This is a genomic window from Bacteroides sp. 1_1_14 (genome assembly GCF_000162515.1).
GTDB lineage: Bacteria > Bacteroidota > Bacteroidia > Bacteroidales > Bacteroidaceae > Bacteroides > Bacteroides thetaiotaomicron.
Genome location: NZ_GG774707.1, coordinates 70,529 through 83,299, shown reverse-complemented (window position 1 = coordinate 83,299; position 12,771 = coordinate 70,529). Strand labels below are relative to the sequence as shown.

Genomic DNA, 12,771 nt, shown 5'->3' with positions numbered 1-12,771 from the left:
CCCCGTTGAAACATTCTACGATTCAACACATACATCCCTAATTCATAATTAAAAACAAAACATATGCTCGCATATCTGCGGTTATTACGCTGTAGTAATGCTGTCCATATTTCATCAAGACAGAAATTTTAATAACTTACCATACTATATGTATAACATTATCCAATTGAACGACAAAAATCTGTCGGAACTTCAAGTTATTGCCAAAGAGCTAGGCATCAAAAAAGCAGACTCATTTAAGAAAGAAGAACTTGTTTACAAGATTCTTGATGAGCAAGCCATAGCCGGAGCCACTAAGAGAGTTGCCGCAGAGAAATTAAAAGAAGAACGCAAAGGAGATAAAAACAAGCGTTCGCGCACAGCCGCACCTAAAAAAGAAGAGAAAGTAGCACCTGCAGCCAAAAATGCGGAAGTTACTAAAAATAAAGAAAATGCTCCTGCAGCCAAACCTCAGCAACAGCCTAAAGAAGAGGCTGCCAACAAAGCCAAAGAAGCTCCCGTTGCTGAACCGAAGGCAGAGAAAGCTGCTCCTAAGCGCAAAGTAGGCCGTCCACGCAAAGACGCCAATATCGCTGAAAAAGCAGAAAACAAGGAGGTGGAAAATGCAAAACCGATAGTGAAACCAGCAGAAGAAAAAGCTGTTGCGGAAAAACCGGTAGTTGCACCGGCGACTGAAAAAGCGGCTCCGACACAAGAGACGGAAAAGAAAGTAAAAGAAAACAAGCCTGCCGTTGCGGAAAAACCGGTAATAGCCAAACCGCAAAAGAAATCGGCACCGGTGATCGACGAAGAAAGCAACATCTTGTCCAGCGATGACGATGATGACTTTATCCCAATCGAAGACCTGCCTTCTGAAAAAATAGAGCTTCCGACCGAACTCTTCGGCAAATTCGAAGCGACCAAGGCAGAAACAGCACAAGCCGCCCCCGAGCAAGCTCCACAACCACAGCAACAACAGCATTCACAACCGCAACAACGCCAGCGCATTGTCCGCCCGCGCGACAACAACAATAACAACGCCGGCAATAACAATGTAAATGCTAACAACAATAATAATTTCCAGCGTAATAATAACAACAACCAGCGTCCTCCGATGCAACAACGTCCTGCACAACAGCAGAACAACGCTGCCGAGAACCTTCCGCCTGTACAACAACAGCCGGAACGCAAAGTGATCGAGCGTGAAAAGCCTTACGAATTCGACGATATTCTCAGCGGAGTAGGCGTACTGGAAATCATGCAGGACGGATACGGATTCCTCCGTTCTTCCGATTACAATTATCTCTCTTCTCCGGACGATATTTATGTATCACAGTCACAAATTAAGTTGTTTGGTCTTAAGACCGGTGACGTGGTAGAAGGCATCATCCGTCCGCCAAAGGAAGGAGAAAAATATTTCCCGTTAGTAAAGGTGTCAAAGATCAACGGACGTGACGCAGCTTTCGTTCGCGACCGTGTTCCTTTCGAACACTTGACTCCGCTCTTCCCGGACGAGAAATTCAGACTCTGCAAAGGCGGTTATTCAGACTCCATGTCTGCCCGTGTTGTAGACCTTTTCGCTCCTATCGGTAAGGGACAGCGTGCACTGATCGTAGCACAGCCGAAGACAGGTAAGACCATCTTGATGAAAGATATCGCCAACGCCATCGCAGCCAATCATCCGGAAGTATATATGATTATGCTGCTGATCGACGAACGCCCGGAGGAAGTAACCGACATGGCACGCAGCGTCAACGCAGAAGTAATCGCTTCTACTTTTGACGAACCGGCAGAACGCCACGTAAAAATCGCAGGTATCGTACTTGAGAAAGCAAAAAGACTGGTAGAATGCGGACACGACGTAGTGATCTTCCTTGACTCTATCACTCGTCTGGCACGTGCTTACAATACTGTATCTCCCGCATCCGGTAAAGTACTTTCCGGTGGTGTGGACGCCAATGCACTTCACAAGCCCAAACGCTTCTTCGGTGCTGCCCGTAACATCGAAAACGGCGGTTCGCTGACTATCATCGCTACCGCACTGATCGACACCGGTTCCAAAATGGACGAAGTTATCTTCGAAGAATTCAAAGGTACAGGTAACATGGAGTTGCAGCTTGACCGCAACCTGTCCAACAAGCGTATCTTCCCTGCTGTCAACATCACCGCATCCAGTACTCGTCGCGACGATCTGCTGCTTGACAAGACAACACTCGACCGCATGTGGATATTACGCAAATACCTTGCAGATATGAATCCTATCGAAGCAATGGATTTCGTAAAAGACCGTCTGGAAAAAACAAGAGACAACGACGAATTCCTGATGAGCATGAATAGCTGATCAAGAATAAACGATCATAAATAAGGAACGGTGAATATACTGGACGATGAATAATCGCAGTTTATTCACCGTTCTTTTTATGATTTCCATTAATTCTTTTCATTTATTATTCATCGCGGTCTTCGCTGTTCCTCATGAATCGTTCATCGCATATTTCATTTTTGTACAAATTACTTTCATTTACGTCCAAAACCACTCCCCCGCCCTTTTTTGCTTTTTGTTTTTTCCTACTTTTGCTACCCAATCAATTACTTAATTCTAGCCAAGAATGAAAACAATTTATCCATTCATGGGATTAGCCCTTTGTGGCGCAGCAGCCCAGGCACAAGAAAAGCCGAACTTCCTGATTATCCAGTGCGACCATCTCACACAACGTGTCGTAGGCGCTTACGGACATACACAAGGCTGCACACTTCCCATTGACGAAGTAGCATCAAGAGGAGTAATCTTCTCTAACGCTTATGTAGGCTGCCCCCTCAGCCAACCTTCACGCGCAGCATTATGGAGCGGCATGATGCCTCACCAGACCAATGTACGTTCAAACTCCAGCGAACCCGTCAACACCCGCCTGCCGGAAAACGTGCAGACACTGGGTAGTCTCTTCTCCGAAAGCGGTTATGAGGCCGTACACTTCGGCAAGACTCACGACATGGGCTCACTGAGAGGCTTCAAACATAAAGAACCGGTAGCCAAGCCATTCACCGATCCCGAATTTCCGGTCAACAATGACAGTTTCCTGGATGTAGGAACCTGCGAGGATGCCGTTGCCTACCTCAGCAATCCTCCGAAAGAACCTTTTATTTGCATTGCAGATTTTCAGAACCCGCATAATATCTGCGGATTCATCGGCGAAAACGCAGGAGTACACACCGACCGGCCGATCAGCGGACCACTGCCCGAATTGCCGGACAACTTTGACGTGGAAGACTGGAGCAATATTCCGACTCCCGTACAATATATATGTTGTAGTCACCGCCGCATGACACAGGCTGCCCATTGGAACGAAGAAAACTATCGTCACTACATCGCCGCCTTCCAGCATTACACCAAAATGGTGTCCAAGCAAGTAGACAGCGTACTGAAAGCCCTCTACTCCACCCCTGCCGGAAGAAACACGATTGTCGTAATCATGGCGGACCACGGCGACGGCATGGCATCCCACCGCATGGTGACCAAACATATCAGCTTCTATGATGAAATGACCAACGTTCCGTTTATCTTCGCCGGTCCCGGCATCAAACAGCAAAAGAAACCTGTAGACCATCTGCTGACACAGCCGACATTAGACCTCCTGCCCACCCTTTGCGATCTGGCAGGCATCGCCGTTCCGGCAGAAAAAGCCGGTATCAGTCTTGCACCGACTCTAAGGGGAGAGAAACAAAAGAAAAGCCACCCTTACGTTGTCTCCGAATGGCACAGCGAATATGAGTACGTTACCACTCCCGGACGCATGGTGCGCGGGCCGAGATATAAATACACCCATTATCTGGAAGGCAACGGAGAAGAACTGTACGATATGAAAAAAGATCCGGGTGAAAGAAAAAATCTTGCCAAAGACCCTAAATACTCCAAAATACTCGCCGAGCATCGTGCTTTGCTGGACGATTACATCACACGTTCCAAAGATGATTACCGCAGTTTGAAGGTAGATGCCGATCCCCGGTGCAGAAATCATACTCCCGGCTACCCCAGCCACGAAGGCCCTGGGGCACGGGAGATCCTCAAAAGAAAATAATTCTATAAAAAAGAGTGAAGATTGCTTGCCAGTCTTCGCTCTTTTTATTTCTTTTGCACATCACCATACGAGCAAACAAAATAGTGAATAGTAATTTACAGCATATAATAGCACTCATTGCAGCCATATTCATATCGGCGGCTCTCCATGCAACAAACCTAAACAAAGAACGACTTACCTTACTCCAGCCACTTGTCGAGCATGATCTTTCTTTCAATACAAATATCGATATTACAACGGACAGCATCATCTTATGGGAAAAGCTCTTAAGCCCCGAACTGGAAAAACAGCAAGAATATCATATTCTGTTTCCACTGAAAATGATGGCAGTTCAGGCATTAATTACGGAAGGAAATATCAGTCTGGCAATCAACAACGCCAACTCAATGTATCAGCAGGCCAAAGCTATAGATTATCCTTTCGGAACAGCACTGGCATTGCGTGCCCTTGCAGACACCTACCAAAGTTCGGGAAATCCCCAGTCTGCTATGGAGTCTTATGAGGAATCTCTGAAAATAATGAAAAAAATTCCGGCAAGTATTCCGTATCTTAAGACGAGCATGTTTTATTTGATCCTGAGCAAACTCAAATCCAGGCAAATGACAGATATCGAAAAAGATTTTGCCTATCTGGAGTCTCTTTACCATAAAGAATCAGGTTTGCCCGATGACTTCTATCTGCCTTGCAGCTATGCCTATTATTATATACAGACAAACGATCTTCCCAAAGCACTGGAGTACCTGAAACAGCTGGACTCCATCTACGAAAAATATCCGTATCCCTACTATTCTTCAATCAGCAACTATATGTATGCCGGCTATCATATTGAGTCAAAAGAATATGATAAAGCGCTGAAAGAATATGAAGAATTACTCACCATAACAAAGAAAACGGCTTTATTCAGACATGTTCAGTTATTGCAGGAACGCGCCAAAGTGCTGGCACTTATGGGTGAAAAACAAGAGGCATGCAAGGTTTACGAAGAGATTAATCATCTCAAAGATTCATTAGACGCCCAAAGCTATCTCAGCCAGATAAACGAACTACATACCCTGTATCAGATAGATAAAAGCGAACTTAATTATATCAACATACAAAAAAATCTCTATTATTGGAGTCTGTCTGTTATCCTAGTGATCGTAGTACTGATCATCATTGCCATTTTCCGCATCAAGCGCACCAACAATCGTCTTCTGCAATCACAACAGGAACAGGAAAAAGCCAAGAAACAGGCTGAAAAGTCTATCCACACCAAAAGCCTTTTTCTTTCCAATATGAGCCATGAGATTCGTACTCCGCTCAATGCTTTATCGGGTTTCTCAGCCATTCTGACAGAAGAATCCATCGACAACGAAACGAAACAACAGTGCAACGATATCATCCAGCAGAACTCGGAGCTACTGCTCAAACTGATTAATGATGTAATTGACTTATCCAGCCTTGAAATTGGAAAAATGCAATTCAAATTCAACGAGTGTGATATTGTAGCGCTATGCAGAAATGTCATCGACATGGTAGAGAAAATAAAGCAGACTCAAGCGGAAGTACGGTTTTCCACCTCTCTCAGTTCACTGAAGCTGACCACGGACAGTGCCCGCCTGCAACAAGTACTGATCAATCTGCTTATCAACGCCACAAAGTTTACTGCACAAGGCACTATCACCCTGGAACTGGTGAAACAAACGGAAGATACGGCCCTTTTCTCCGTTAGTGATACCGGTTGCGGAATCTCCAAGGAGAACCAGAACAAGATATTCAACCGCTTCGAAAAGCTAGATGAAAACGCTCAAGGCACAGGACTCGGATTATCTATCTGCCAGCTTATCATCGAGCAACTGGGAGGCAAAATATGGATCGACCCGGACTATGACAAAGGAGCACGTTTTCTGTTCACACACCCGATTTGCCATGCGCAGATAAAGAAGGAGGAAACACGATGAAACGACTGATATTACTGATCATCACCTGCTATGGCCTACTGTCGGGCTATGCAAACACCGATACAGCCTCAGACAGTCTGCTGCAAGTGTTGCAAACGCTGCCGCATGACACCACACGCCTCTCTACCCTGAACGACATTATCAAGATAGAGCAGAACAACTACAAATGTATCCAGTATTCGGATTCGCTGATGCAGGAAGCGTTAAAACTGAAAAATGACAAGTATGCCAGTTTAGCCGCTTATTATCATTTGTTGTATTATTACAACCGTTGCGAACAAGATAGTGTAGCCAAATGGATAGTCAAGATGGAACCGTTGGTACAAAAATCCGGTTTATGGGATTATTTCTTCGACGCCCGACGCTTTCAGATTGACCTATACACCTTTACCGAACAATATGAGCTTGCCATCAGCGAAGCAAACAAGATGAAACAGAAAGCCCTTGATATTGACAATAACCGTGGAACGGTAGCTGCTTATCAGTGCCTGTCCAACGCATATATCGGCAGCCAGCGCTGGGACGAGGGGCTCAAAGCATTGGAAGAAGCCTACAGGCTGCTTCCAAAGAATGGCAATGCGGTAGTCCATATCTCCGTCCTGTCACAGCTCATATCCGTAACCAAAGAAATGAAGGACAATAACAGACAACTGAAATACCTGCAAGAGTTGGAAAATGTACTCCGTAAATTCATCATTGACAATCCATCTCTAAAAGACGGATTTGCAGACGTATTCATTTTCAATGAGATTTTCTATGCGCATTATTATCTGAATACCAATCAGCCCCAAATTGCTTATTCACATATAGAAAAGTCTAAAAAGTATCTGACTGAAAATACCTATTTCATGTATAAGGTGCTCTACTACGACATCTATGCGAAATACTATCAGAGTATCAAACAATATCAGCAGGCATCAGCCTACATCGACACGACATTAACTATGCTCAAGAAAGATTTCACCAGCGACTATGCCGAACAACTGCTGAAACAGGCTAAAAATATGGGTGGAAGCCGGAGATAATAACAGAGCGACAACTCTCTACCAACAGGCACTGGCCATCAAGGACTCAGCTGCCATGGCACTCTCCAACACCCAAATGGAGCAAATCAAAAAAAGCTATAATCTGGACAAGATAGAACTGGAACAACAAAAGCAGACCAACCAAATACGTCTGATCAGCCTGATCGTAATCAGTGCCATTCTGATCGTATTATTTATTTCCCTATTCCGGCTCTCCAAAATCCGCAAAGCCCTAAAATATTCCGAGAGCGAAATACGCAAAGCAGCGGAAACGGTACGGGTAACCAACGAAATAAAAAATCGCTTCCTGTCAAACATGAGTTATAACATCCGGACCCCGCTCAACAACGTGGTAGGTTTCTCCCAACTCATAGCCAGCGAACCGAATATAGATGAAAAAACAAGAGAAGAATACTCGGCGATCATCCACCAAAGCTCAGAAAGATTAATGAGACTGGTCAATGATGTACTCGACCTGTCTCGTCTGGAAGCCAAAATGATGAAGTTCCAGATACAAGACTATGATGCCGTCGCACTTTGTAACGAAGTATGCTACATGGCACGCATGAATAATGAAAAGACAGGCATTCAAGTCCGCTTCACTCCGGAAGTCGAGTCACTGTCCCTTCGCACAGATACCACCCGATTGGGATACGCTCTGCTCAGTACCCTGACCTATCCGCATGAACATGAAACGGAGGGACAACAGGAGGAACGGATTATCCGCTTTACATTAAGCCGGAAAGGCGAAATGCTTTATTTCCGCATTCTCAACTCTCCATTGGCGGACGAGGCTTTCACCTCACAGGAGACCGGCATCAGGCATGAGATCAACCAGTTATTGCTGGCTTACTTCGGAGGAAGCTATCAGGTAAACGCCCGGGGAACGGAAGGTCCGGAAATTGTTTTCACCTATCCCATTGCTTCAGAATCGGAATAAAGCGCTATCTTTGCAAACTGTAAACTTAAACGCTTAATTATGTATACCAACAAACAGATTTGGAGTGTCAGTTACCCGATACTACTCAGCTTGCTGGCGCAAAATGTCATCAATGTCACCGATACCGCATTCTTAGGACACGTTAGTGAAGTGGCCCTGGGAGCTTCGGCTATGGGCGGACTATTTTATATATGTATATTCACCATCGCTTTCGGATTCAGCACAGGATCACAGATTGTCATTGCACGACGCAATGGAGAAGGACGTTACAGTGATGTAGGTCCTGTAATGATTCAGGGAGTCATGTTTCTCTTGTTGATAGCTATATTGATGTTCGGCTTCACCAAAGCGTTCGGAGGAAATATCATGCGGTTGCTGGTTTCTTCCGAATCCATCTACGAAGGCACTATGGAGTTTCTGGACTGGCGTATTTACGGGTTCTTCTTCTCGTTTGTCAATGTCATGTTCCGTGCCCTGTACATCGGTATCACACGTACAAAGGTATTGACCATCAATGCTGTCGTTATGGCATTAACCAACGTCATACTGGACTATGCACTGATTTTCGGTAAATTCGGTCTGCCGGAAATGGGAATCAAGGGAGCTGCCATCGCCTCTGTGCTGGCGGAAGCCTCTTCCATTCTTTTCTTCCTGATCTATACATATATCAGTGTTGATTTGAAAAAGTATGGCCTGAATCGTCTGCGCTCGTTCGATCCGGCATTGCTGATGCGTATTCTCAGCATCTCTTGCTTCACGATGCTTCAATATTTCTTATCAATGGCGACCTGGTTCGTATTCTTTGTTGCCGTAGAACGGTTGGGACAACGGGAACTGGCCATTGCCAACATTGTCCGTAGTATCTACGTCGTACTGCTGATTCCGGTGAATGCACTGGCAACAACGACCAACAGCCTTGTCAGCAATGCTATCGGTGCAGGAGGTATCCAGTACGTCATGCCGCTTATCAATAAAATAGCCCGGTTCTCGTTCTTCATCATGCTGGGACTGGTGGGATTGTCGGTTTTGTTTCCTCAGTTCCTCCTCTCCGTTTATACCAGCGAAGCAGCGTTAATCACCGAGTCCGTGCCTTCGGTATACGTCATCTGCTGCGCCATGCTCATTGCGTCGGTAGCCAATGTCGTATTCAACGGTATCTCCGGAACAGGAAATACACAGGCAGCCCTGTTGCTCGAAACCATCACGATTGCCATTTACGGTTCCTACATCGTTTTCGTCGGAATGTGGCTCAAGGCACCGATTGAAATCTGCTTTACGATTGAGATTCTGTACTATACCTTGCTGTTGATAACAAGCTATATTTACCTCAAAAAAGCAAAATGGCAGAATAAAAAGATATAAATACAAGAGATTTTTGTACATTTGCAGGCTCAAATAATTAATTCGTAATTAAACAACTATGTTCGATAATTTAAGTGAAAGACTAGAACGGTCATTCAAGATTCTGAAAGGTGAAGGCAAAATCACCGAAATTAACGTGGCGGAGACGCTGAAAGATGTACGTAAGGCATTGCTTGATGCCGACGTTAACTACAAGGTTGCAAAAACTTTCACTGACACGGTGAAGGAAAAAGCCATCGGTCAGAATGTACTTACGGCTGTGAAGCCAAGCCAGTTGATGGTGAAGATTGTGCACGACGAACTAACCCAGTTGATGGGTGGCGAGACGGTAGAAATCAACCTCGAATCCCGTCCGGCAGTAATCCTGATGTCAGGTCTGCAAGGTTCGGGTAAGACTACTTTCTCCGGTAAGTTGGCACGCATGCTGAAAACGAAGAAGAATCGCAAACCATTATTGGTAGCCTGTGACGTTTACCGTCCGGCAGCTATCGAACAGTTGCGTGTACTGGCAGAACAAATTGAAGTGCCGATGTACTCAGAACTGGACAGCAAAAATCCGGTAGAGATTGCACAACACGCCATTCAGGAAGCCAAAGCCAAAGGATATGACCTCGTAATCGTCGATACAGCCGGACGTCTGGCCGTAGACGAACAGATGATGAACGAGATCACCGCTATCAAAGAAGCGATCAATCCGGACGAAATTCTGTTCGTGGTAGACTCCATGACAGGACAGGATGCCGTCAATACAGCCAAAGAATTTAACGTACGTCTGGACTTCAACGGTGTGGTACTGACCAAATTGGATGGTGACACCCGTGGTGGTGCGGCTCTTTCTATCCGTTCGGTAGTCAACAAACCGATTAAGTTTGTGGGTACAGGTGAAAAGCTGGATGCTATCGACCAGTTCCACCCGGCACGTATGGCAGACCGTATCCTCGGTATGGGTGACATCGTTTCGCTGGTAGAACGTGCTCAGGAACAGTATGACGAAGAAGAGGCCAAACGTCTGCAAAAGAAGATTGCCAAGAATCAGTTCGACTTCAACGACTTCCTCAGCCAGATTGCCCAGATCAAGAAGATGGGTAATCTGAAAGAACTTGCATCCATGATCCCGGGCGTAGGCAAAGCTATCAAAGATATCGATATCGACGACAATGCTTTCAAAAGTATCGAAGCGATCATCTATTCCATGACTCCGGCAGAACGTTCTAATCCGGAAATATTGAACGGCTCACGCCGTACACGTATCGCTAAAGGTAGCGGAACAACGATTCAGGAAGTAAACCGTTTGCTGAAACAGTTCGACCAGACTCGCAAAATGATGAAGATGGTAACCAGCAGCAAAATGGGAAAGATGATGCCGAAAATGAAAAAATAAAAAGAATTTTATTCTGTTTCAGATAGAAGGAGGAGGCTTAGGCTTCCTCTTTTATTTTTGGTATTACAGATTTCACTTTCCTATACCAATCAGCCTTTTACCTGGCAACTTCAACTTTTCAAGTTTTCACTTTCCACAGACTCTTGTAGTGATTACTCCCGCCATGATAAACCCAATATAAAACACTGCGTTTTACAAGGTATAAAGCTATGCTTTAGGGAGTGAAAAGCGCAGCTTTAGCTTCCATATCCCCGCTCCTTTCGCCAACAACTACACTGAAAGATTATCCTAAAACCATATTAATATCACTATTCACTTGTAATGATTACAATTTTATAAAGGTTTTATATGAATATTCATTTTTATTTCTTTACTTTGCAAAAGATAACAAAACAGAAGCACGAATATGTACTATGTATATGTAGCAGGTTACATTTTATTAGCAGCAGCCATGCAGCTGTTCACAGGAAACTTTCCTGTTTCTTTTCTCGCCTTTCCGCTGAATATCATCTTTGCAGCGATCTGGCTTTTCCTGTTATGGATACTATATAAAGAATATAATAATCTAAGAATCACCCGTTTTCTCGGTTCATCCAAAGCCAGCGTTTTATCTATCAGTCTGTTTATCGGTGGTTGCCTGATCATAGGACTTTTCCCCCAGCTATCTGAACCGGAAGCCAAAATGCGCAATGGAATATCAGCCTCATTGGGATGTTACAATTTCATGACTTCATGGATATTCATTTCTATACTCTTATTATTATTAAGCAATCTGGCAATGATCACCATCCACGCCTGTCGGCATCGCAAACAAGCACGCTGGCGCTTTATTCTGAATCATGCAGGTTTATGGCTGGCTCTGTTTGCCGGATTTCTAGGTAGCAGTGACACACGGACACTACGCGTACCTTTATATAAAGGTGAACCAACGCATGAGGCATTCGACATGAATGGCACATCTTACTATTTAGATTATGATATGGAACTCAATTCGTTCGCTGTAGAATATTACCCGAACGGACGTCCTTCCCGCTTTTCCGCCAATGTACGTTTGGGGAATGAGAACGTTCTGCTGGAAGTAAACCATCCCTATTCCTACCGACTGGGGGAAGACGTCTACCTCACCGGATACGACATAACAAAAGGCAACGAAAGCAACTACTGCATTCTACAGGTCGTAAAACAGCCCTGGAAATATGTGATGGTAACGGGTATTCTGATGATGCTTGCAGGAGCAGTTCTTTTATTTATAAACGGAGCTAAAGCGTATGATAAACTGGGATAACTTCTATGTATTTGCAGCAGTATCCATCTGCTTATGGTTGGCAGGAGCTGTATTTGCCCTTCGTTCATCATCGAAGAGTAAGGTGGCAATCGTTTTTACTTCCGGCGGCATTATTATATTGGGAATATTTATTGCCGGATTATGGATATTCCTCCAGCGCCCTCCATTACGCACTATGGGAGAAACCCGATTGTGGTATTCATTCTTTATGGGAATAGCAGGATTGCTAACCTATATCAGATGGAAGTATCGCTGGATTCTCTCTTTCTCGACGTTACTTTCTACAGTTTTTGTGATCATTAATTTGATGAAGCCCGAGATACACGATCAGTCATTGATGCCGGCGCTGCAAAGTGTATGGTTCATCCCGCATGTAACCGTATATATGTTCTCTTATTCCGTTCTGGGATGTGCTTTCATCATCGCCCTGACCGGATTGTTCCGTCATAAAGAAGAATACCTGCATACAGCAGACAATCTGGTCTACGCAGGCGTCGCTTTTCTTTCCATCGGTATGCTGCTAGGTTCTCTCTGGGCAAAGGAGGCTTGGGGAAACTACTGGAGCTGGGACCCCAAAGAAACTTGGGCAGCCATCACCTGGATGGGATATTTGCTCTACATCCACCTCCGCCTGTTCAGAAGAACCGGACGGAAAACACTCTATGCCCTGCTCATAGTCTCCTTCCTTGCTTTACAAATGTGCTGGTATGGAGTCAATTACCTGCCGGCGGCCCAACAAAGCGTACATTTATATAATCGTAATAACTAACCTCAAAAAACAAA

The 12,771-nt window shown here is 44.9% G+C and carries 7 protein-coding genes and 1 pseudogene; all 8 read left to right on the top strand.

The annotated features are described in order from the left end of the window. The first annotated feature begins 148 nt into the window (after positions 1-148). The 8 genes and pseudogenes from rho (at position 149) to ccsA (ending at position 12,757) form a co-directional block, all read left to right on the top strand. Complete coding sequence (rho, locus tag HMPREF9007_RS09910; RefSeq protein WP_032850515.1) at positions 149-2,320, top strand: transcription termination factor Rho; 2,172 nt, start codon at positions 149-151, stop codon at positions 2,318-2,320. Positions 2,321-2,588: 268 nt separating this feature from the next. After that, complete coding sequence (locus HMPREF9007_RS09915) at positions 2,589-4,055, top strand: sulfatase-like hydrolase/transferase (protein ID WP_008762130.1); 1,467 nt, start codon at positions 2,589-2,591, stop codon at positions 4,053-4,055. A gap of 83 nt (positions 4,056-4,138) precedes the next feature. Then, positions 4,139-5,995, top strand: a complete 1,857-nt coding sequence (locus HMPREF9007_RS09920; protein ID WP_032850514.1) for a HAMP domain-containing sensor histidine kinase — start codon at positions 4,139-4,141, stop codon at positions 5,993-5,995. Continuing rightward, positions 5,992-7,960: pseudogene (locus HMPREF9007_RS09925) on the top strand (HAMP domain-containing sensor histidine kinase). Before HMPREF9007_RS09920 ends, HMPREF9007_RS09925 begins: the two are co-directional and overlap by 4 nt. Positions 7,961-7,999: 39 nt before the next feature. Beyond that, positions 8,000-9,322: an MATE family efflux transporter gene (locus HMPREF9007_RS09930; protein ID WP_008762128.1), complete on the top strand. Its 1,323-nt coding sequence runs from the start codon at positions 8,000-8,002 to the stop codon at positions 9,320-9,322. Positions 9,323-9,380: 58 nt separating this feature from the next. Continuing rightward, entirely contained in the window at positions 9,381-10,703 is a 1,323-nt protein-coding gene (gene ffh / locus HMPREF9007_RS09935) for a signal recognition particle protein (protein WP_008762127.1), read from the top strand. Between the two features lie 406 nt (positions 10,704-11,109). After that, on the top strand, positions 11,110-11,988 hold the full coding sequence (locus tag HMPREF9007_RS09940) for a cytochrome c biogenesis protein ResB (protein ID WP_008762126.1): 879 nt from the start codon (positions 11,110-11,112) through the stop codon (positions 11,986-11,988). Then, the gene (gene ccsA, locus HMPREF9007_RS09945) at positions 11,972-12,757 is read left to right on the top strand and encodes a cytochrome c biogenesis protein CcsA (protein WP_008762125.1); all 786 of its coding nucleotides are present in this window, start codon (positions 11,972-11,974) and stop codon (positions 12,755-12,757) included. The genes HMPREF9007_RS09940 and ccsA overlap by 17 nt, the downstream gene beginning before the upstream one ends. Positions 12,758-12,771 lie beyond the last annotated feature (14 nt).

Excerpts from the sequence above, each read along its gene's own strand:
- HMPREF9007_RS09930 (WP_008762128.1), top strand. The coding sequence starts at position 8,000 with ATGTATACCAACAAACAGATTTGGAGTGTCAGTTACCCGATACTACTC.
- HMPREF9007_RS09915 (WP_008762130.1), top strand. The coding sequence starts at position 2,589 with ATGAAAACAATTTATCCATTCATGGGATTAGCCCTTTGTGGCGCAGCA.
- ccsA (WP_008762125.1), top strand. The coding sequence starts at position 11,972 with ATGATAAACTGGGATAACTTCTATGTATTTGCAGCAGTATCCATCTGC.
- ffh (WP_008762127.1), top strand. The coding sequence starts at position 9,381 with ATGTTCGATAATTTAAGTGAAAGACTAGAACGGTCATTCAAGATTCTG.
- HMPREF9007_RS09940 (WP_008762126.1), top strand. The coding sequence starts at position 11,110 with ATGTACTATGTATATGTAGCAGGTTACATTTTATTAGCAGCAGCCATG.
- rho (WP_032850515.1), top strand. The coding sequence starts at position 149 with ATGTATAACATTATCCAATTGAACGACAAAAATCTGTCGGAACTTCAA.